The following is a 21686-nucleotide window of genomic DNA, read 5'->3' on the forward strand; positions in this document are numbered from 1 at the left end:
AGTGACCGCGACCATCCACAAACTGACCGCCGGCGACGGGTATGAGTACCTGACGAAATCCGTTGCGGCGATGGACGCCACCGACAAAGGCCGGGTCTCACTCGCCGACTATTACAGCGCCAAAGGCGACTCGCCGGGGCAGTGGATCGGGTCCGGGCTGGCCGGATTGGCCGACGTCGGATCGGGTTTGGACGTCGCTGATGAGCTCGCCGAGGCGCGCACCGTCGAGGCGGGGTCGATGGTGTCGGCGGCGCAGATGAAGGCCCTGTTCGGTGAGGGTCGCCACCCCAACGCCACCGCGATCGAGCAGCACGCCGTGGCCTCCTCGGACTGCCGCGCTGCCCAGGCGTTGGCGGCGACGAAACTGGGCAACGCCTACGCCGTCTACAACGAATTCCCGGAGTTTCTACAGGAACTCGCGGTGGTGTTCCGCGACCACAACCTCGCCCGCGGCGAGCGGTGGGATGCTGTCATCGACGACGACACCCGGGCGGCGTTGCGCACCGAGTTGGGCCGCGAGCGATTCACGAAAACCTACCGTCGCCCGCCGCGGGATTCGCGCGAGCTGTCGGGGTTCATCGCGCAGGAAAGCCGTCGGCGTCAGTCGGCGGTTGCCGGTTACGACATGACGTTCTCTCCGGTGAAATCGGTGTCGGCGTTGTGGGCGGTTGCGCCGCTGCCGATGGCCGAGAAGATCGAGGCCGCCCACCGTCAGGCGGTCGCCGATGCACTGGCGTTCATCGAACGCGAAGCGTGCCTGTCGCGGTTGGGAACCGACGGCATCGCTCAGGTCGACACCGACGGTCTGATCGCCGCAGCGTTCACACACCGCGACTCCCGCGCCGGTGACCCGGACCTGCACACCCACGTCGCCATCTCCAACAAGGTGCGGGTACGTGACGCCGCCGGGGTCACCCGCTGGATGGCCCTGGATGGCACCCCGTTGTTCAAGGCCACCGTGTCGGCCTCGGAGGTCTACAACTCGCGCATCGAGCTGTACCTCCAGCGTGACCTTGGGGTGTCGTTCAGCGAACGCCAACAGGCCGATGCCCGCAAACGACCGGTCCGAGAGATCGACGGAGTCGACACCGAACTGATGGCCCAGTGGTCGTCGCGGCGCGCGGCGATCGAAGACCGTATCGGTGAGTTGTCCAAGCAGTTCTACGACAATCATGGCCGCGAACCCACCACCGGTGAGGCGTTCGATCTGGCCCAACAAGCCACCCTGGACACCCGCGACGCCAAACACGAACCCCGCTCCTATGCCGAGCAGCGCCACGCCTGGCGCGACCAAGCACGCCGCGTCCTCGGCAGCGACCGCGCGATCAGCAACCTCGTGCACGAGGCCACCCATCCCCGCTCCCGCACCCGTGAGCATCCAGAGTTCACCGACGAGTTGTGCACCGAGCTCGCCGCCAATTGCATCGAGAACATCTCGGCCACGCGCGCCCGCTGGCAGCGTCCGCATCTACGCGCCGAAGCCGAACGTCAACTGCGTGCACGCGACTTCGCGGGCATCACCGACACCGACGAACTCGCTGCCGCCGTGGAGCGCATCGTCGACACTGCACTGACCGCCGACACCAGCGTCGCGGTGTCGTCTGATGCCCTCGACGGCGACCTCAACGAACCCGAAGTGCTGCGCCGCGCGAACGGCGAATCAGTGTTCGTGCGTCACGATGTCGCCCTGCACACCAGCACCGACATCCTCGCCGCCGAGCACCGGATTGTGGCTGCCGCCAAGCGCTCCGACGGCCGCCGTCTCGACGAGACGACCGTCGAGATCGCGTTGCTCGAGCAAGCCGCCAACGGCCGCGAACTCAACGCCGGCCAAGCCGCCATGGTCCGCGAACTGGCGACCTCCGGGCGCCGCGTGCAACTGGTGCTGGCCCCGGCCGGGACGGGTAAGACCACCGCCATGCGCACCCTCGCCCGGGCGTGGACAGACAGCGGCGGAACCCTCATCGGACTGGCCCCCACCGCCGCCGCGGCCGCGGTGCTGCGCGAGGAACTCGACACCACCACCGACACTGCCGCCAAGCTCGTCCAACTCGCCCACGCCAGCCGTGACCGCGCCCTGGCCGCGACCCCGCACTCACGCACCGTCGGCAACCCTGAGCTCGCCGCGCAGGTGGCCGCAGCGAGAGCGAAGCTGGCCGACCCCGCCTACGTCGCGCCCAAGGAACCGGACTGGTTCACCCGCATCGGACCCGACACCCTCGTCGTCGTCGACGAGGCCGGAATGGCCTCCACGGCCGACCTCGATGAGGTGATCCGGTGCGTGGCCGCGCGCGGCGGCAGTGTGCGTCTGGTCGGCGACGACCAACAGCTCGCCTCCATCTCGGCCGGCGGTGTGCTGCGCGACGTCGCCCACGAAACCGGCGCGCTCACCCTGAGTCAGGTCGTGCGGTTCTCCGACGCCGCCGAAGGTGCGGCGTCGCTGGCCCTGCGCGACGGCGACCCCGCCGCGCTCGGCTTCTATGCCGACCACGGGCGCATCCATGTCGAGTCCGACGCCGTGGCCACCGACGACGCCTATCGGGCCTGGTTGGGTGACCGCGCCGCCGGACGCGACACCGTCATGCTCGCCGCCACCCGCGACACCGTCAACGCGCTGAACGAACGCGCCCGCGCCGACCGTCTCGCCGCCATCGACCCACACCTGCACGGGCCGGAACTGCGGCTGTCTGATGGGTTGTCGGCCAGCGTCGGCGACATCATCAGCACCCGCAGCAACCGCCGCGATCTACGCGTGTCGGCCACCGACTGGGTGCGTAACGGCGACCGGTGGCGGGTCACCCACATCGGCGCCGACGGCACCCTGACCGCCCAGCATCTCGACCTCAACCGGCACGTGCAGCTACCCGCTGACTACGTCGCCGAACACACCACCCTCGGCTACGCCTCCACCATCCACGCCGCCCAGGGCATGACCACCGACACCTGCCACGTCATCGGCTCCGACGCCCTGGACCGCCAACTGCTCTACGTCGCGATGACCCGCGGCCGCCACGGCAACCACATCTACCTGCCCACCACCGAAACCGACCCGCACAACGCCACCACCCCCAAAGCCCGCCACCCCCAGACCGGGCTGGAAACCCTGGCCGCGATCCTCGGCCGCGACGGCACCCAACAATCGGCGACCACCGCCCAACGCGAAGCCGCCGACCCGTTCCGGCGCCTGGCCCGCGCCGCGGCCGCCTACGACCACGCCCTCGGTGCCGCCGCCGAACACGCTCTCGGCGCAAAGGCGCTGCGCGACCTCGAACACGACGCCGACGCCCTCTACAGCACCCACACCGGCACCCCCGCAGGCACGCTCACCGCGTGCGCGGCCTGGCCCACCCTGCGCACCCACCTCGCGACGCTGGCCCTCGGTGGCGACGACCCGATCGCGCGCCTACAGGCCGCGATCACCCACCGCGAACTGGCCACCGCCGCCGACCCTGCCGCCGTGCTCGACTGGCGACTGGACCCCACCCAGCAACACTCCGCCGGGGGCGGGCCCCTGCCCTGGCTGGCCCGCATCCCCGCTGGATTCGACGACCCCCAGTGGACGCCCTACCTCACCCGCCGCGACGCCCTTGTCACCGACCTCGCGGCCGCCGTCACCGAACGCGCCACCGCCTGGGACACCACCACCGCTCCGATGTGGGCGCGTCCGCTGCTGCTGGCTGACCCCGAGCGCGGCCGCGAGCTCGTCGCCGAACTCGCCGTGTTCCGTGCCGCCCGCGGTGTCGACGACACCGACCGGCGTCCCGCCGGTCCGCGCCCGGACTCCATCGCCCTGGCGCGGCGTCACGCGGCATTGACCGAGCGTGCCGACGCGCTCATCACCACCACCGCCGAGGCCGCCCGCTACGCCGACCTCGCCCGCGACCTCGACCCTCACCTCCTCGCCGACCCGTACTGGCCCGAACTCGCCGACCACCTGTCACTGGCCGCCCGCGCCGGCCTGGACGTCGACGCCCTGGCCCGCGACGCCATCGCCGACAACCCGCTGCCCACCGAAATGCCCGCTGCTGCCCTGTGGTGGCGCCTGTCCGGACAGTTGGCTCCCGCCGCAGCCGAAGCCACCAACACCGGACTGCGGCCCGACTGGGCCGACCACCTCGTCGGGATCGTCGGGGACCGCGCCGCCGACGCGATCCTCACCGACCGGGCCTGGCCCGCACTCGTGGCCGCGGTCAGCGCCGCCGACCCTGCCCAGTGGACCCCCCACGAGCTGCTCGACCTCGCCGACACCCTGCTCCACCACGGCGCCGCCGACGACGGCCACACCGTCCGCCTCGACGAGTACGCCCGCCTGCTCACCTGGCGAGTCGAACTGCTCGTCACCCACAGCAGCCACGCCACCGACCTCACCCCGCCGCCCGAGGCTCCCCCCACCCCCGAAGACGAGGCCGCCGCCGAAGCAGCAGCCGAAGCCGCCGGTCTGTCCGACCCCTGGGCCGATACCCTCACCGGCCAGCCCGCCGTCGACGCCGACCACGAGCTCGCCGCCGTCGACGAGGACTACCTCGCCGCGCTCACCGCCACCGAACCACCGCCCGAACCTGGCGTCGACGACCTCGACGTCGCCGAGTTGGACCGCTACGAGGACCTCGACTTCGACGACTTCGCCGCCGACGTGGTCGCCGCACCGGATCGTTTCGCCGCACCGTCCGACCTCGCCGAATGCATTGCGCTGCGTTATGAACTGACCGCTCAGCTTGCCGAACTCGGCACGAACATGGCGGAGCTGCGCGAGGCGATCAACGCCGGCACCAGCGCACACCAGCAAGCCATGGCCCCGCACGTGCTCGCGTTGCGGGCCGCGGCCGATCACCAGTTCGCGGCGGCCGCCGACACCGCCGGCCACCACCACGACCTGATGGTCGCCGAACAACTCATCGAAGATCTCACCAACCAGGCAACCGAACTGCGCCGCACCGCCGCTCAACTGCGCGCCGCCGACACCACCGACCTCGACCCCCTCAGCGACGACGAGGCCCCCGACCTCGCCGCGCTACGGGCCGAGGCCGACGCCACCGCTCTGGATTGGCGCATCACCGCCGCGGTCGCCGACCGCGACGCCCTCGCCGCCGTCTACGCCGACGCCAACACCCGCCTCGAGGAAGCGATCGCCGAATCCGGTGGTGTCCGCGTCACCGACACCGACGTCGAACTCATGCGCCTGCAAGCCAGCGAACTCGACGAACTCAACCTCGCCGACCTCCGTGCTCGCCGCGCCGACCTCACCACCCGCATCTACCGAATCGACAACCGCCTCAACCACGTCCACGCACTCACCCACACCGCCCACCACCACCGCGACACCTACCTCATGCCCACCCCCGCCACCGGACCCGTCGCCACACCCGACGCGGTCACACCGTCGGCAACCCACCCCGCCACCGAAGCCACCGCCACCGCGGTCGTTGAAGACGTTGATGCCGAACTGCGCGACTGGCTGCGCGCGGACCCACTCCGCGCCATGAGCGACGACCAGCTCACCGCCCACCTACGCACCCTCACCCGCCGCCACACCCTCGCCGTCGACGACCTGAGGACCAGCCGACCAGCCACGGACCGGGCCTCCCGGGTGCGCGCCGACCACGCCGACCTCGCCGCCGCCGTCGAACGCATCTCCGCCGCTCGCGCGGCCGGAAGTGCTTTCGCCGACTCGGCTACACACCTCGCGGGGGCCCGCGCTGCGCTGGCGGGACTGCCGCCAGCCGGACGCGGCCGCAAAGCACGCGCCGAGCACGACCAGCACCACCAGCGCCTCGCCGAGGCGGTCGCCGCGGCCGAGCGTCAGCATCAGTACCTCGCCGCGGCCCACGAACAGACCCGTCGCGACGTCGGTGTTCCCGAACATCAGTGGGACGAACTGACCGCCCGCGCCACCGATACCGCCACGCTTGCCGGCGAACTGGATGCCGCCGAGCAGGCCGATGCGCGTGCCCGGCTTCTCCATCAGACGGCTATCGACGCCCGCGACACCGCAGCCACCGGCATCGCCGACGCTCGCGCCGAACTCGACCGTCGCCACACCCTCTCCCCGGAAGACCGCGCCGCCGAAGACGCGATCCGGGCAGTCGTCGCGCCGACGAACAGCAGGGATACCTCTCGGACAGCATCACCGCCATCACCTGCGCCTGTTGTCCACGACCTACCGCAGGGACGCGAGCGAGGACACGATCACGGCCTCGGCGACTAGCCCGCCCACACTGAGGCCGCCTGTTGGACTCGGCCCGGGGCAATCCGGTTGGCTTCCGGTCGACTTCGCCACGCAGTCGCGCCGGACCGCCGTGGCGGGGAGTATCAGATTAACGGTGTAAGTGGCGTTTTCGGTTAGTTGTCTTCGCTGGCCGGCATGCGGTCGGCGAAGGTGATGGCGAATGCGTTGAGTGCTGGTTTCCACCGCATTGTCCATCGTTTCTGTCCGGTGCCGGTCGGATCGAGCGACCGGGTCACCAGGTACAGGCACTTTAGCGGCTCTTCCTGATTCAGAGTGCGTCGAGGTGTTGTGCGAGGCCGCCGGAGTGGATGAGTGACCGCAAGATGTAGTGGTTGAGGTTGCGGAAGCCCAACGCGATCCCGCGGAGGTGTTCCAGGCGGCCGTTGATCGCTTCGACGGGTCCGTTGGAGGCGCCGGTGTCGAAGTAGGCCAAGATCTCGGCACGCCGCGCCCATAATGATCGGCCGAGTTGGGCCAACTCTGCCAGCCCGGACGGAACGCCGGTATGAATCCGTTTGAGCAGCTTGTACATCGCGATCTTGCCGTCACGCTTGTTCTCCTGGCCGTAGGCGTTGATCAGCTCTTGGTAGATCGCGTAGGTGACCGAGACGGCCACGTGCTCCTCGTGAGCCTCCAACCCGCTACGTAGCCGGGCCTTCTGCTTGTCTGTCAGCAACGCGATCCGGGTCAGCAGTGGTCGGCGGATACCGTAGAGCGGATCACCCGTGCGGCCGCGGTGCCCACACGTATCGTGTTGCACGCGTTGACGACACACTGTGAGCTTCTCGGCGGCCAGATGGACCACGTGGAACGGGTCCATCACCGCCCGCGCCTTATCCAATGCCTCGGCGGTCGCGGTGCGATACCCGGTGAATCCGTCCATGGTGACCACCCGGATCCGGTCCCGAAAGGAGTCATCGCGGGCATCGAGCCAGTCCTTCAACGCCGCTTTGGACCGGCCGCCCACCATATCCAGCAAGCGCGCCGACCCGGTCCCATCCACAATCGGTGTGAGGTCGACCAGCACGGTCACGAAACTCGAATCACCATTGCCGCGAACATGTTTCCACTTGTGCTCATCAACACCGAGAACCCTGACACCGTCGAGTCGGCCAGGCGCCGAAGCCACCGTACGCGCCGCCTGCAACGCGAGGGCATTCACGGTGTTCCAGCCCAACCCGACCGACGCGGCGACCGCAGAGACGCTCATCTTGTCCAGAATCATCCGCCGAAGAATCCACGCGATCGTGCGGCGCGTCACCGCCGCGCGCGGCGCGACGATCGCCGAGATGTCGGCGCGAAAGATGCCCTGACCACACGCGCCGTTCTCGCAGGCGTAGCGCGGCACCCTCAGATGCAACCGGGTCGGATGGCCCACGATCGGTAGATCTGCCACCTCACGATCGACATGATCACGCAACCGACCCGCCCGCTCGCACCTCGGGCAGCTACTCTTCGGGGCCAAGACCTCGCAGAACAGGTGTGTGCGATCCTCGCCGTCGAGAGCGGCATCGGTGATCGTCACCCCGAGTTCGATCGTGCGGCAAATCGTGTCGGCAATGGCGCTACGCTGCAACGAGGGTCCTGTCGGTGTGAGTGATGAGGTGTAGGGGCTTTCATCTTCACACCACAGGACCCGCCCGCATCCCCGGCTCGCCGCCGCCGAACCCGACCTACATCTTGTGCCCGGTAGAACCCGTTCTACGCACCGTCAATCAGGAAGAGCCACTTTAGCGCCGACTGCTCGTTCGGGAAATGCCCACGAGCCCGCACTGCGCGCCGGTAGCGGGCGTTGAGTGACTCGATCGCATTCGTCGAGCAGATCACCTTACGGACCTCGATGTCGTAGTCGAGGAACGGTATGAATTCTTGCCATGCGTTGCGCCACAACCGGATAGCTGCCGGGTACCGGTGCCCCCACTCGGCGTCGAACGCATCCAGCGCCTCGGCCGCGGCTGCAGCGGTGGGGGCGGTGTAGATCGGTTTGATCGCCTTGGCGATAGCATCGCGGTGCTGGCGGCCGGCATAGCGGAATGTGCCCCGGATCAGATGGATGACACACGTCTGCACCACCGTGTCGGGAAAGACCGCCCCGACCGATTGCGGCAGGCCTTTTAGCCCGTCGCAGACGAGGAAGAAGATGTCGGCTACACCCCGGTTCTTCAGCTCGGTAAGCACCGCCAGCCAGTACTTTGCCGACTCACCATCGCCTTCACCTGCCCACATCCCGAGCACGTCACGATGCCCGGCCAGATCCACCCCGATCGCGGCGTAGATCGGCCGGGGCCCTACCTGCCCATCGCGGATTTTGACATGGATGGCGTCGATGAACACCGCGGCGTAGACGCGTTCGAGCGGACGGGCATGCCAGGTGGCCATCTCTTCGAGCACCCGGTCGGTGATCCGGCTGATCGTGTCTTTGGAGACCGCAGCACCGTAGATGTCGGCGAAATGGGCGCTGATTTCACCGGTGGTGAGCCCACGGGCATACAGCGACAACACCACCTCATCCACATCAGTCAAGCGGCGTTGGCGCTTCTTCACGATCTGCGGCTCGAAGGTGCCCGCCCGATCCCGCGGGACATCGATCTCGACCTGCCCACACGCATCAGTCAGCACGGTCTTCGACCGAGACCCGTTGCGCGAGTTGCCACTCCCGCGACCACGCTGGTCGTGCTTGTCGTAACCGAGATGCTCAGACATCTCTTCATCGAGCGCCGTCTCGAGCACCGTTTTGGTCATCGCTTTGAGCAACCCATCCGGACCGGTCAGGCGGACCCCGGCCTCCCGGGCCTGGCGGACCAGCTCGCGGGCTACCTCGAGTTCATCGACGCTGCGGTCCGCAGGCACCTCGACGATCCCGTCATCGTGTTCATCAGATGGCTCCACAGCCACCAGAGTGTCGGTCATGATGCGACCTTCCTGCCCCCGACACACCGAGGGCGGTAAGGCCACTTACACCGTTCTCACGACAGTCCCCCCTATCCACACGAAAGTCCTAGGGCGTGTTGATCAAGAGGTTCCGCTCCTCGGTGGGTGAGTCTTGAACGGTGACGCGACAGGAGATCTCTGACGAGGTGTGGGCCGTGATGGAGCCGTTGATGCCGACGGTGACCGGTCGGTCGCGGCCGTGGACGGATCACCGGCTCGCTATCGAGGGGATGGCGTGGAAGTACCGGACCGGTGCGCCGTGGCGTGACGTTCCGGAACGGTTCGGGAAGTGGAACTCGATCTACAAGCGGTTCAACCGGTGGGCCGGGGACGGCACCTGGCAGAAGCTGCTCACCGAGGTGCAGAAGCAGGCCGACGCCGCTGGGGAAATCGACTGGGTCGTCTCGATCGACTCCACGATCGCGCGCGTGCATCAGCACGGCGCGACCCTCGCCCGGGACACAGGGGGCTGTGCCGAATCACAAGAATCCGTGGTCCGAGCCGCCTGATCACGGGATCGGACGCTCCCGCGGCGGGCTGACGACCAAACTGCACCTGGTCTGCGACGGCCGCGGCCGGCCGCTGAGCATGATGATCACCGCCGGGAACATCAACGACACCACGATGATGAGCGCGGTGCTGGAGAACATCCGCGTTCCCCGCGACGGGAAGGGCCGCCCCCGCACCCGCCCCGACCGGGTGCTCGCCGACAAGGGGTACCCCTCAAGGGCGAACCGCGCCTGGCTCCGCGACCGGAGGATCGCGGCGACCATCCCCGAGCGGGACGACCAGATCGCGCACCGCCGCAAGAAGCCGGGCCGGCCGATCGCTTTCGGCGACAAGCAGAAGGAACGCTACAAGGGACGCAACGTCGTAGAACGCTGCTTCAACCGTCTCAAGCAGTGGCGCGGCATCGCGATGCGCTCGGACAAACTCGCCCGCAACTACCGAGCCGCCGTCAGCCTCGCCGCGGCGCTGATCTGGATCAAGACCGATCTCCGCTGAGCGCTTCGCGCTCCTGCAGCGTGCGCTCAAGCTGTCCCACCGTCGGCGCACCCGCAAAGCCGCGCTCGGTCAGATAGACCCTGCACGCCAAGTCGGCGGTGTTCCCCTGGGACGGGAACAAGTCCTGACCGTCCAGAAGAATCGTGGGCGAGCCCGCGAAACCAGAGCTCACCGCCTCAGCCTCGGTGCGGATCAACACGAACTCCACCGGAACATCGCCCCGTCCGATCGAGTCGAGCACCAGCCGTACTCGATCGCCCGCCTCCTGCCAATTCGGGCAATCCTCGATATGCAGCACCTGGATCTTCACACGCCCATTCTCCCGCGCAACTCGCGGCGGCTGGCCACCCCGCACCTTCTTGATCAACACGCCCTAGCGGTTCCGTCGACGTCGGAGGAGGCGGTCTCGTTCGTCCGATGCCGTCGGATGACGTTCAAGACGAGGACGGTTGCGAGCACCAGTGCCAGCACGAACATGGTCGCGATGAACCACAGGAAGTCCGAGCCGATCAGGATGTTGCTGATGACGAAGCGGCCGAAGGCGACGAGCACCCCGGCCGCCGTGCCGAGGTAGAGCCACAGCGTGCGGCGGGACAGCAGGGTCGCGCCGATGCCCAGCAGCACGATCCCGAACCCCGCGATGAAGCCGCCCCAGGTCGAGAAGACGATCCCGAGCCAGTCCACGAATGCCACTGGCAGCGTGGCGGCGTCGATACCCGTATGCCGGATGTCTTCTGGCAGGAGGAAGGGTCGAAGGAACAGGAAGTAGACCCCGATCCCGAGGGTGAAGACGCCGAGCGCGGTCGTGAGAGCGCCGCCAAGCAGGTCCTTCCGGAGACGTTCCTGAGTGGGCATCCGAGACATCCGTCCTGTTCGACCGTGGGGCGCGTTCTCGCCTGGACCTGTGCCGGTGAGATATGCCCTGGGCGCCAAGCGTTGCACAGGACACCCCGATCGGGCGAGAGCGGTCAGAGCCGGTCCAGGATGAACTGCACCCGCTCCTCGGCGCTGAGGACCGGAACCCGCACGACCGGGAAGGGCAGCGCTTCGTACACCTGGGTCAGCAGTTCGTGGATGCGCTGCTGGGCGGCGGTGTCCTCGGTGCGGGCGTAGTCGGCGGCCAGGGGCAGCAGGTCTAGGATGAACGTCTTGCGGTAGTCGACGTGCTCGAGCGCGGTGAGCAGAGCGGGGTCGGGCTCGAGGTCGAGGAAGCGGTAGTAGGCGAGGGAGTCGGGGACCGCCCGGTCGAGGAACACGGTGGCGTCCGGGTCGAGGGCAGCTTCCTCCGCGAGCTGCATGTCCAGGACGCCGCGCTGGAACTGCCGCTGCTTCGCCCGGACCTCCTCGACGGTGCGGCCGGCGATGCGCTGCAGGTCGAGATAGTGCCGGGCATGCTCGATGGTGGTGGTGTAGCCGCGGTCCCGCAGCAGGTTCACGGTGGTGGTCTTGCCCGAGCTGGGCCCGCCGGTGATGACGTACCAGTTGGTCACGTTCGCCCTTTCGCTCTGCCCGCTCCGGGAATATCCTCTTCACGAAGTACCTTATACCGCTAGAGGGTATACGATCGACGTCGGAGGTGGCTGAGATGGCACACGGATACGTGGATGACAAGCAGGCGCTGCTGGCGCGGTTGCGTCGGGCGGAGGGGCAGGTGCGCGGGATCGCGCGGATGGTCGACGAGGACGTGTACTGCATCGACATCCTGACCCAGGTCTCGGCGGCGACGAAGGCGCTGGAGTCGGTCGCGCTGACGCTGCTGGAGCACCATCTCGGGCATTGCGTCGCGCAGGCGACCGCGCAGGGCGGCCCGGTCGCGGAGGAGAAGCTCCGCGAGGCGAACGCCGCGATCGCGCGGCTGGTCCGCTCCTAGAACGTTCACACCACACGCATCGACACGCTCACGAAAGGAGCACAACATGACCGGACAAGGATTCCAGGACCTCGGCCTGCAGGCGACGAACGGCGGTGGCTGCGCCTGTTGCGCCCCCACCTCCCACGCCGCCACGGCCAACACCACCGCCTCCGCGACGGCGCAACCGGCATCGGGCGAGGTGTCGGCGCAGTTCCTGGTGGAGGGGATGACGTGCTCGCACTGCGTGCGCAGCGTCACCGAGGAGGTCTCCGCGATCGACGGGGTCTCCGGCGTCGAGGTCGACCTGCACGCCGGCGGCGTGTCCACGGTGACCGTGTCCAGCACCGCCCCGGTGGACGCGGAGCGGGTGCGGGAGGCGGTCGAGGAGGCCGGGTACAGCCTCGCCGCAGCCTCATGAGCACGCTGGACGTCGATCTCGACATCACCGGGATGACCTGCGCGTCGTGCGCGACGCGGGTCGAGCGGAAGCTGAACAAGCTGCCCGGGGTGGAGGCGACGGTCAACTTCGCCACCGAGAAGGCCCGCGTGCACTCGGAGGCCCCGGTGCCGGTGGAGGAGCTGATCGCGGCGGTCGAGCAGGCGGGGTACGGAGCGAGCCTCCCAGCCCCGCCTGTGCCCGACACGGCTGAGCAGACCATCCCGCGGGACGATGAGCTGGCGTCGCTGCGGCAGCGGCTGATCGTCTCGGCGGTGCTGGCGGTGCCGGTCGCGGTGCTGTCGATGATCCCCGCCCTGCAGTTCACCTACTGGCAGTGGCTCACGCTCACCCTGGCCGCGCCGGTGGTGGTGTGGGGGGCGTGGCCGTTCCACCGCGCCGCGGCGATCAATGCCCGGCACGGGGCGGCGACGATGGACACTCTGATCAGCGTCGGGGTGCTGGCCGCGTTCGGCTGGTCGCTGTACGCGCTGTTCTTCGGCGGTGCGGGGATGCCGGGAATGCGGATGAGCGTCACCTTCGTCGGCACCCCGCAGGCCGGCGGTCATGAGGTGTACCTGGAGGTCGCCGCCCTGGTGACCGTGTTCATCCTCCTCGGCCGTTACCTCGAGGTTCGTGCGAAGCGGCAGTCTGGGGAGGCCCTGCGCGCCCTGCTGGAGCTCGGCGCGAAGGACGCCGTGGTCCTCCGGGCCGGTGCCGAGCAGCGCATCCCCGTCGCACAGCTCGTACCGGGTGATGTCGTGGTGGTGCGGCCGGGTGAGAAGATCCCCGCCGACGGCCTCGTCACCGAGGGCGTCTCCGCGGTGGACGAGTCGATGCTCACCGGCGAGTCCGTGCCGGTCGAAGTCGCCCCCGGCTCCCGCGTGGTCGGCGCGACCGTGAACACCGGCGGGCGCCTGCTCGTGCAGATCACCCGCGTCGGCGCCGACACCGAGCTGGCCCGGATGGCGCGGCTGGTCGAGGAGGCGCAGACCGGCAAGGCCCAGGTGCAGCGCCTCGCCGACCGGGTGTCGGCCGTCTTCGTCCCCATCGTCATCGCTCTCGCCCTGATCGCGTTCGCCGGGTGGCTGATCGCGGGGGCGCCCTTGGAGGTCGCCTTCACCGCCGCGGTGACCACACTGATCATCGCCTGCCCGTGCGCGCTGGGGCTGGCGACGCCGACCGCTCTGCTGGTCGGCACCGGCCGCGGCGCCCAGCTGGGCATCCTCATCCGCGGACCCCAGGTGCTCGAGCAGACCCGCCGCATCGACACCGTCGTGCTCGACAAGACCGGCACCATCACCGCCGGCACCATGACCGTCACCGGCATCCACCCCGCACCCGGCGCCGACCGAGCCGAGCTGATCCGGGTCGCCGCGGCGCTCGAGCACGGCTCTGAGCACCCCATCGGCCGCGCGATCACCGCCGCCGCGGATGGCCCGGTGGATGCGGTGGAGTCGTTCGCCGCCGAGTCAGGGCAGGGCGTGCAGGGCATCGTCGACGGCCGCATGGTCGCCGCCGGCCGCGCCACCTGGATCACCGGGCAATGGGCGATCGCGATCCCCGACGAGCTCGCCGCGACGATCACGGCCGACGAGGCCGCGGGCGCGACCGTGACCGTGGTGGCGTGGGACGGGCAGGCGCGCGGCGCGATCAGCGTCGCCGACACCATCAAGCCCACCAGCCGTGAGGCGATCGCCCGACTGCGCGGGCTCGGGCTGACCCCGATCCTGCTCACCGGCGACAACCCCGGCGCCGCCCGCACCATCGCCGACGACGCCGGCATCGAGGACGTCCGCGCCGGAGTCACCCCGCAGGGCAAGCTCGACACCATCCGGGAGCTGCAGGCATCCGGACGGGTGGTCGCGATGGTGGGCGACGGCGTGAACGACGCCGCCGCCCTCGCCCAAGCGGACCTCGGCATCGCGATGGGCACCGGCACCGACGCGGCCATCACCGCCGCGGACCTGACCATCGTCTCCGGCGACCTGCTCCTGGTCCCGGACGCGATCCGGCTCGCCCGCCGCACCCTGGGCACCATCAAGGGCAACCTGTTCTGGGCGTTCGCGTACAACGTCGCCGCGATCCCGGTCGCGATGCTCGCCCTGCTCAACCCCATCCTCGCCGCCGCCGCGATGGCGTTCAGCAGCGTGTTCGTGGTCACCAACAGCCTCCGACTGCGCCGCTTCCGCCACCTGCCCGCCCCGACGCCCACCGTCCCGACGCCCCGCCGCGACACCACCCCCGTCCACGCCTGACACCCACGCAAGGAGACCGCCATGACGCACGACCGCGACCACACCGGCCACGACGCCGCCGCGCACGATCACGGGTCCCACGAGCATCATCACCACGAGCCCCCGGCCGGAGCGACCAACCTCGTCACCTGCCCGGTCATGCCCGGCAACCAGGTTGACCCGGCATGGGCCGAGAAGCGCGGCCTGTTCCGCGACTACGAAGGCACCCGGTACTGGTTCTGCTGCCCCGAGTGCGGGCCGCTGTTTGACGCCGACCCCGCCCGCTACGCCAACGCCGCCTGACCCACGACGGCAGGGAAAGGGGGCGCGGGATGGATACAGCGGTCGGGCTGGTGCAGGCCTACCTGCGGGTGAACGGGTACTTCACCGTCGCCGAGTACCCGGTGCTGGACGCGACCGGTCCGGACGGGCCGCGCACCGTCACCGACCTGGACATCCTCGCGATCCGACTGCACCACATCCGCGGCGACGACCCCGACCCGGCCCTCGGCGCCCGCCCCGGGGCGCCGGACATGATCGTCGGCGAGGTCAAGGAGGGCGCCCCGAAGCTGAACCCCGCGATGCGCGACCCCGCGGTGCTGGAGGCCGCGTTCGCCCGGTTCGGCTGCTGCACCCCCGCCGACGCGCCCGCGCTCGTCCAGGAGCTGCTGACGGCCGGGCAGGTCCTCGCCCCGGAGGGCCACCTGATCCGCACGGTCGCGTTCGGCAACACCGCCCGCCCCAATCTGTCCCGCTCCTGGCACACCGTCCCGCTCGAGCACATCCTCGACTACCTCCGCGATCACCTCGCCCGCAACTGGGCCGTCGTCGGTCGCACCCAGATCAAGGACGACACCCTCGGGCTGCTGGCTCTGATGGAGAAGGCCCACCGCGCCGGAACGGGCCGCCGATGAGCCGGCTGCCGCGCACCGGTCCCCATCCGGGACCATCGCCCCTGGCCAGGCATCGGTCGGGCGACCAGCCTGGGCAGGACCGCCGTGCGCCCGATCGGCGCCGGTGGAGATCCAGGCACACCAGGGTACGCTGGACGCGGGAAGGAGGTCGGCGGTGAACCACATCCGAACCCTGGTGCACGCCCCATCCGGGCTGCACCGGCTGCTGCTGACCTTCGCGACCGCGCTCCTGCTGATCGCCGGCCTGCTGGCCATGCACACCCTCACCGGCACGCTCACCAGCGGGCACGCCGACACCCCCGCAGCGGCCTCCGAAGCCGCCCATGCCGCGCCTGCCTCTGACCTGGGCGGCACCGTCGCGACCGGGAGCATGCTCGAGGACACCATCGGGACAGGCCCCGAGGCTTCGGGCGGGCACTGTGAGGGCGACTGCGACGGCTCGGGCGGAATGCCGGACCATTCGATGCTGATGATGGCGTGCGTGCTGGCGCTGTTGGCCGCCACCATCGCGCTGCTCGCCCCGGCGCTGCTGGCCCGCCTGCGCACCGCCCTCGCCCTGCTGCGCCTGCACGGGCGGAATGTGCTCACCGCGTTACCGCACCCCCGACCACCTTCCCTCATCGTCCTGTCGATCAGTCGAACCTGATTCCCCGCCCTCCCGTCACCGCTGTGCCGGGAGATGCTGCGCCGTGCCCGCATACGGCACGGGAATCGACTCACCATTCGACCGACTAGACAAGGACACCCACCCGTGCGTTTCCGCATTCTCGCGCTGAGCACCGGCGCGCTCGCCGCTGCGCTCGTGCTCGCCGGCTGCGCCCCCACCGACGGATCCTGGGACAGCGTCGGTGCCGCCACGGGCACCGTCCAGGCGCTCGGGAACGCAGATGGGGCGGTCGTGCTCGTCGACAACCGCGGCATCGTCTGGATCCACGGCACCGAGACCACCGTCGTCCTCCCGGCAGGGACCGCACAATGACCACTATCACCATGACCACATTCGGCGGCTTCGGCCGCGAACCTCGAGGAGACCGACCATGAGCACCGCACCGGCCCGCTGGGCATACCGCACCACCGCCGTCACCCCGGAACGACTGGAGGAGGTGGATGCGTGGTGGCGGGCGGCGAACTACCTGAGCATCGGGCAGATCTACCTGCTCGACAACCCGCTGCTGCGCGACCCGCTCACCGCGGAGCACATCAAGCCTCGACTACTGGGGCACTGGGGCACCACCCCGGGCCTGAACTTCCTGTACGCCCACCTCAACCGGGCGATCACCGACCGGGATCTGAACACCCTGTACGTGACCGGGCCGGGGCACGGCGGGCCGGGCATGGTCGCCAACGCCTACCTGGACGGCACCTACACGGAGCTGTACCCGCGGATCGACCGCACCGAGGAGGGGCTCAAGGCGCTGTTCCGGCAGTTCTCCTTCCCCGGCGGCATCCCCTCGCACGCGTCCCCGGACACGCCCGGGTCGATCAACGAGGGCGGCGAGCTCGGCTATTCCCTCGTCCACGCCTACGGCGCCGCGTTCGACAACCCGGACCTGCTGGTCGCGTGCGTGATCGGCGACGGGGAGGCCGAGACCGGGCCGCTGGCGACCGCGTGGCACGGCAACAAGTTCCTCAACCCAGCCGCGGACGGGGTGGTGCTACCGATCCTGCACCTGAACGGGTACAAGATCGCCAACCCGACGGTGCTGTCCCGCATCCCCGAGGACGAGCTGGTCGCGCTGCTGCGCGGCTACGGCCACGAGCCGTTCGTGGTCACCGTCGGCTTCGACGGCGAGGACCCGCGGGAGTCCCACGCCCGGTTCGCCGGCGTGCTGGACGAGGTGCTGGACCGGATCGCGGACATCAAGACCGCCGCGGCGGCCGGCACCCTGGAAGGCCGGCCGGCGTGGCCAGCGATTGTGCTGCGCAGCCCGAAAGGCTGGACCTGCCCGCCGGTGATCGACGGGCTCCCCGTGGAGGGCACCTGGCGGTCCCACCAGGTGCCGCTCGCCGAGGTCCGCGACACCCCCGAGCACCTGCAGCTCCTCCAGGACTGGCTGGCCTCCTACCGGCCCGACGAGCTCTTCGACGCCGACGGCGCCCCGTTCCCCGCCACGGTCGCCGCCGCCCCGGCCGGAGCGCGGCGGATGAGCGCTAACCCGGTCGCGAACGGCGGGCAGCTTACCGTCCCGCTGCGCCTGGGCGACTTCCGCGACCACGCCCACCCGGTCGACCCCGAGGCGCGAGGCACGGGAACGGCGGAGGCGACCCGGATGCTCGGCGAATGGCTCGCCGACGTGATCCGGCACAACCCGGACAACTTCCGCATCTTCGGCCCCGACGAGACCGCCTCCAACCGGCTCGCCCCGCCCGTGTTCGAGGCCACCGGCAAGCAGTGGAACGCGACCGTGCTGCCGGTGGACGAGCATCTGGCGCCGACCGGGCGGGTGATGGAGGTGCTCAGCGAGCACCAGTGCCAGGGCTGGCTCGAAGGGTACGTCCTCACCGGCCGGCACGGCCTGTTCAACTGCTACGAGGCGTTCACGCACATCGTCGACTCGATGTTCAACCAGCACGCCAAATGGCTCGAAGCCGCCAGCGAGGTGCCCTGGCGGGAACCGGTGCCGAGCTTCAACTACCTGCTCTCCAGCCACGTCTGGCGGCAGGACCACAACGGGTTCAGCCACCAGGACCCCGGGTTCATCGACCTCGCCCTGAACAAGAGCCCCGACATCGTCCGCGTCTACCTCCCGTTCGACGCGAACACGCTGCTGTCCACCTACGACCACTGCCTGCGCTCCACCGGCTACATCAACGTCGTCGTCGCCGGAAAGCAGCCCGCCCCGCAGTGGCTCACCATGGACGAGGCGATCGAGCACTGCACCCGGGGCCTGGGCATCCTGCCCTGGGCCGGCACCGAGACCGAGGGCGCCGAGCCGGACGTGGTGCTCGCCGCCGCCGGCGACGTGCCCACCCTCGAGGTGCTCGCCGCGGCCGCGTTGCTGCGCGAGCACATCCCTGACCTGTCCGTGCGGGTCGTGAACGTGGTCGACCTGACCCGTCTGCAATCCGAGGACCAGCACCCGCACGGCCTGCCGGACCGGGAGTTCGACGCGATCTTCACCCCCGACAAGCCGGTGATCTTCGCCTACCACGGCTACCCGTGGCTGATCCACCGTCTCACCTACAAGCGCGCCGGGCACCAGAACCTGCACGTCCACGGCTTCGTGGAGAAGGGCACCACCACGACCCCGTTCGACATGGTCATGCTCAACGACCTCGACCGATACCGGCTCGCGATCGACGTCCTCGACCACGTCCCGGGCCTTGCCGCGACCCACGCGCAGCTGCGGCAGGAACTCGTCGACGCCCGCCTGCGCGCCCGCGCCCACACCCGCGAGCACGGCACCGACATCCCCGCCGTCGCCGACTGGCGCTGGCCCCACCCCGACACCGACCCGAACCGCCCCTCCACCGCGAAGGAAATCCGATGACCGACACCAAGACCGTGACCCTGCAGGTCAGCGGCATGATCCGCGCGACCTCCAAGAACGTCACCGAAGCCCACCTCGCCCGCCAGCCGGGCGTCCTGTCCGTCGACGCGAACCCGGTCTCCCAGACCGCGACCGTCACCTACGACCCGCAGACCACCTCGGTCGCGCACCTGCAGCAGTGGGTGATCGAATGCGGCTACCACTGCGCCGGGCAGTCCGTCCCGGACCACATCTGCGACCCCGCCCACGAACCCCACGAGCACGCCGACCACCACGACCACGCCGAGCACGATGCCCACGCCGAGCATGACGCGCACGACGGCTATCAGGAGCACGCCGAGCACGAGGGACGCGCGGTCTCCACCGGTCATGACACCCCGGCGGGGCACGAGCACCCGCACCCGGCAGCGGACCACGCTGACCACTCCGCAGTGGACGCCGGTGAGCATGCCGGTCACGCTCCGGCCACCGAGGGTGGGCACGATCACGGGGCTCAGCCGGCCGGCCGCAGCGCGCAGGATGTGATGGGCCACGGCGGGCATCACGGCGGCATGTCGATGGCGGCGATGATCCGCGACATGCGCAACCGGTTCCTGGTCGCGTTGATCCTGTCGATCCCGATCACCTTGTGGTCCCCGATCGGCCGGGAGGTGCTCGGCTTCGAGGTGCCGGCCCCGTTCGGGCTGCGCGACGACGTGTTCATGCTGATCCTGTCGCTGCCGGTGATCTTCTACTCAGCCTGGATCTTCTTCGACGGCGCCTACCGGGCTCTGCGCGCCCGCACCCTGGACATGATGGTGCTGGTCGCGGTCGGTGTCGGCGCCGGCTGGATCTACAGCCTGGTCATCACCCTCACCGGAGGCGGCGAGGTGTTCTACGAAGCCGCTACCGTGCTGGCCACCTTCGTGCTGCTCGGCCACTGGGTCGAGATGCGCGCCCGGGGAGGTGCGAACGACGCCATCCGCCGGCTGCTGGAGCTCGCGCCCGCCCGCGCGGTCGTCCTCCGCGACGGAGAGGAGGTCGAGATCCCCACCTCCGAGGTCGTCCCCGGCGACCTCATGCTCATCCGCCCCGGCGCGAAAGTCCCCACCGACGGCGTCGTCGAGGACGGCGAGTCCGAGATCGACGAGTCGATGGTCACCGGCGAGTCCATGCCGGTCGAGAAGGCGCCCGGCTCGGAGGTGATCGGGGCGACCGTGAACACCGTCGGCACGCTCCGGGTGCGTGCCACGAAGGTCGGCGCGGACACCGCGCTGGCGCAGATCGTGAAGCTGGTGCAGGAGGCGCAGAACTCCAAGGCCCCCGGCCAGCGCCTCGCCGACCGGGCCGCGTTCTGGCTCGTTCTGCTCGCCCTCGTCGGCGGCACCCTGACCTTCCTGGTGTGGTTCCTCGCCGGGGCGGAGCTGCCGATGGCGATCCTGTTCGCGATCACCGTCGTCGTCATCACCTGCCCCGACGCCCTCGGGCTCGCCACGCCGACCGCGATCATGGTCGGCACGGGCCTGGGCGCCAAGCGCGGCGTGCTGTTCAAGAACGCGACCGGCATCGAGACCGCCGCGCACATCGACACCGTCGTGCTGGACAAGACCGGCACGCTCACCAAGGGCGAGCCGGAGGTCACCGACTACATCCCCATCGGCATGGACGACCTGGAGCTGCTCGCCCTCGCCGCCGCGCTCGAGCGGGAGTCGGAGCACCCGCTGGCCAAGGCGATCGTCACCTACGCCGACAGCCGGAACATCCCGCGCCGCACCGCGTCCGCGTTCCGCAACGTCACCGGGCAGGGCGCGATCGCCACCGTGAACGGGAAGCAGGTGGTGCTCGGCAACGCCCGGCTGATGGCCGCGCAGGGCATCGACACCGGCCCGGTCGTCTCGCAGCAGCAGGCCCTCGCGGACGGCGGCCGCACCGCGATCATGTTCGCCGTCGACGGGCAGATCGCCGGCGTGATCGCCCTCGCCGACGCCCCCCGCGACACCGCGAAAGCCGCGATCGACGCACTCCACGAGCAGGGCATCGAGGTGGCGATGCTCACGGGCGACAACAAGCCCACCGCCGAGCGCATCGCCTCGCTGCTGGGCATCGACACCGTGATCGCCGACGTGCTCCCCGAGGACAAGTCCGCCAAGATCGCCGAGCTCCAGGCATCCGGCAAGAAGGTCGCGATGGTCGGCGACGGCGTCAACGACGCCCCCGCCCTCGCCCAGGCGGACCTCGGCATCGCGATCGGCGCCGGCACCGACGTCGCCATCGAGACCGCCGATGTCGTCCTGATGCGCTCCGACCCGCTGGACGTGGCGATCGCGCTGAAGATCGGGAAGGGCACGCTGCGGAAGATGCGGCAGAACCTCGGCTGGGCCATCGGCTACAACGCGATCGCGCTGCCGATCGCCGCCGGCGTGTTCTACCCCGCGTTCGGGATCATGCTCTCCCCGGAGATCGCCGCCATCAGCATGTCCGGCTCCAGCGTGATCGTCGCCGTCAACGCGCTCCTGCTCAAGCGGCTCCGGCTGCCCGCGCACCAGGCCCCCGCGGCCCCGGCAGAGGCGAGCAGCCTCGCCCCGGCGTCGACGCCCGGCGGCGCCTCATGACCG

General features: G+C 69.8%; 16 protein-coding genes and 2 pseudogenes. 12 read left to right on the forward strand and 6 right to left on the reverse strand.

The genetic code is table 11. The annotated features are described in order from the left end of the window. Position 1 precedes the first annotated feature (1 nt). Positions 2-6205, forward strand: a complete 6204-nt coding sequence (mobF, locus tag PWF70_RS11515; protein ID WP_231742675.1) for a MobF family relaxase — start codon at positions 2-4, stop codon at positions 6203-6205. A 134-nt stretch (positions 6206-6339) separates the two neighbouring features. Here the strand turns inward: mobF and PWF70_RS11520 are convergent. The 3 genes and pseudogenes from PWF70_RS11520 to PWF70_RS11530 all read right to left on the reverse strand — a co-directional run. Beyond that, positions 6340-6492 (reverse strand): annotated as a pseudogene (locus PWF70_RS11520) (IS256 family transposase); the annotation flags it as partial. A 2-nt stretch (positions 6493-6494) separates the two neighbouring features. Further along, complete coding sequence (locus tag PWF70_RS11525) at positions 6495-7802, reverse strand: ISL3 family transposase (protein ID WP_006358292.1); 1308 nt, start codon at positions 7800-7802, stop codon at positions 6495-6497. A 137-nt stretch (positions 7803-7939) separates the two neighbouring features. Continuing rightward, positions 7940-9136, reverse strand: a pseudogene (locus PWF70_RS11530) (IS256 family transposase); the annotation flags it as partial. A gap of 140 nt (positions 9137-9276) precedes the next feature. Here PWF70_RS11530 and PWF70_RS24210 point away from each other — a divergent pair. Next, entirely contained in the window at positions 9277-9666 is a 390-nt protein-coding gene (locus PWF70_RS24210) for an IS5 family transposase (RefSeq protein WP_007929259.1), read from the forward strand. Next, entirely contained in the window at positions 9629-10162 is a 534-nt protein-coding gene (locus tag PWF70_RS24215) for an IS5 family transposase (protein WP_048809523.1), read from the forward strand. Before PWF70_RS24210 ends, PWF70_RS24215 begins: the two co-directional genes overlap by 38 nt. Here PWF70_RS24215 and PWF70_RS11540 read toward each other — a convergent pair. The 3 genes from PWF70_RS11540 to PWF70_RS11550 form a co-directional block, all read right to left on the reverse strand. Then, positions 10143-10472: a hypothetical protein gene (locus tag PWF70_RS11540; RefSeq protein ID WP_026095586.1), complete on the reverse strand. Its 330-nt coding sequence runs from the start codon at positions 10470-10472 to the stop codon at positions 10143-10145. The genes PWF70_RS24215 and PWF70_RS11540 overlap by 20 nt on opposite strands. Positions 10473-10525: 53 nt before the next feature. Beyond that, the gene (locus tag PWF70_RS11545; protein ID WP_081790172.1) at positions 10526-11017 is read right to left on the reverse strand and encodes a hypothetical protein; all 492 of its coding nucleotides are present in this window, start codon (positions 11015-11017) and stop codon (positions 10526-10528) included. A gap of 113 nt (positions 11018-11130) precedes the next feature. Further along, positions 11131-11652 (reverse strand): AAA family ATPase, encoded by a 522-nt coding sequence (locus PWF70_RS11550; RefSeq protein ID WP_042378569.1) that lies wholly within the window; start codon positions 11650-11652, stop codon positions 11131-11133. A 95-nt stretch (positions 11653-11747) separates the two neighbouring features. Here PWF70_RS11550 and PWF70_RS11555 point away from each other — a divergent pair, with 95 nt between their 5' ends. The 9 genes from PWF70_RS11555 (at position 11748) to PWF70_RS11595 (ending at position 21683) form a co-directional block, all read left to right on the forward strand. Continuing rightward, the gene (locus PWF70_RS11555; RefSeq protein ID WP_042378567.1) at positions 11748-12032 is read left to right on the forward strand and encodes a metal-sensitive transcriptional regulator; all 285 of its coding nucleotides are present in this window, start codon (positions 11748-11750) and stop codon (positions 12030-12032) included. A gap of 46 nt (positions 12033-12078) precedes the next feature. Further along, entirely contained in the window at positions 12079-12432 is a 354-nt protein-coding gene (locus PWF70_RS11560; protein WP_021010665.1) for a heavy-metal-associated domain-containing protein, read from the forward strand. After that, complete coding sequence (locus tag PWF70_RS11565; protein ID WP_182155292.1) at positions 12429-14708, forward strand: heavy metal translocating P-type ATPase; 2280 nt, start codon at positions 12429-12431, stop codon at positions 14706-14708. The genes PWF70_RS11560 and PWF70_RS11565 overlap by 4 nt, the downstream gene beginning before the upstream one ends. Positions 14709-14729: 21 nt before the next feature. Beyond that, positions 14730-14990, forward strand: a complete 261-nt coding sequence (locus PWF70_RS11570; protein ID WP_042378564.1) for a YHS domain-containing protein — start codon at positions 14730-14732, stop codon at positions 14988-14990. A 29-nt stretch (positions 14991-15019) separates the two neighbouring features. After that, positions 15020-15601 carry a hypothetical protein gene (locus PWF70_RS11575; protein WP_042378563.1) on the forward strand — a complete coding sequence of 194 codons (582 nt, stop codon included), beginning with the start codon at positions 15020-15022 and terminating at the stop codon, positions 15599-15601. A 154-nt stretch (positions 15602-15755) separates the two neighbouring features. Next, entirely contained in the window at positions 15756-16247 is a 492-nt protein-coding gene (locus tag PWF70_RS11580; RefSeq protein ID WP_042378561.1) for a DUF6153 family protein, read from the forward strand. 105 nt (positions 16248-16352) lie between these two features. Further along, a complete protein-coding gene (locus PWF70_RS11585; protein ID WP_042378558.1) occupies positions 16353-16580 on the forward strand; it encodes a hypothetical protein in 228 nt (75 codons plus the stop codon). A gap of 58 nt (positions 16581-16638) precedes the next feature. Next, positions 16639-19092, forward strand: coding sequence for a phosphoketolase family protein (locus PWF70_RS11590; protein ID WP_042378557.1), 2454 nt, complete (start codon positions 16639-16641; stop codon positions 19090-19092). Next, entirely contained in the window at positions 19089-21683 is a 2595-nt protein-coding gene (locus tag PWF70_RS11595) for a heavy metal translocating P-type ATPase (protein ID WP_058253888.1), read from the forward strand. Before PWF70_RS11590 ends, PWF70_RS11595 begins: the two co-directional genes overlap by 4 nt. Positions 21684-21686 lie beyond the last annotated feature (3 nt).

This window comes from Gordonia sp. Swx-4 (assembly GCF_030316175.1).
GTDB lineage: Bacteria > Actinomycetota > Actinomycetes > Mycobacteriales > Mycobacteriaceae > Gordonia > Gordonia alkanivorans.

Excerpts from the sequence above, each read along its gene's own strand:
- PWF70_RS11545 (WP_081790172.1), bottom strand. The coding sequence starts at position 11,017 with ATGCCCACTCAGGAACGTCTCCGGAAGGACCTGCTTGGCGGCGCTCTC.
- PWF70_RS11555 (WP_042378567.1), top strand. The coding sequence starts at position 11,748 with ATGGCACACGGATACGTGGATGACAAGCAGGCGCTGCTGGCGCGGTTG.
- PWF70_RS11560 (WP_021010665.1), top strand. The coding sequence starts at position 12,079 with ATGACCGGACAAGGATTCCAGGACCTCGGCCTGCAGGCGACGAACGGC.
- PWF70_RS11565 (WP_182155292.1), top strand. The coding sequence starts at position 12,429 with ATGAGCACGCTGGACGTCGATCTCGACATCACCGGGATGACCTGCGCG.
- PWF70_RS11570 (WP_042378564.1), top strand. The coding sequence starts at position 14,730 with ATGACGCACGACCGCGACCACACCGGCCACGACGCCGCCGCGCACGAT.
- PWF70_RS11575 (WP_042378563.1), top strand. The coding sequence starts at position 15,020 with ATGGATACAGCGGTCGGGCTGGTGCAGGCCTACCTGCGGGTGAACGGG.
- PWF70_RS11590 (WP_042378557.1), top strand. The coding sequence starts at position 16,639 with ATGAGCACCGCACCGGCCCGCTGGGCATACCGCACCACCGCCGTCACC.
- PWF70_RS11595 (WP_058253888.1), top strand. The coding sequence starts at position 19,089 with ATGACCGACACCAAGACCGTGACCCTGCAGGTCAGCGGCATGATCCGC.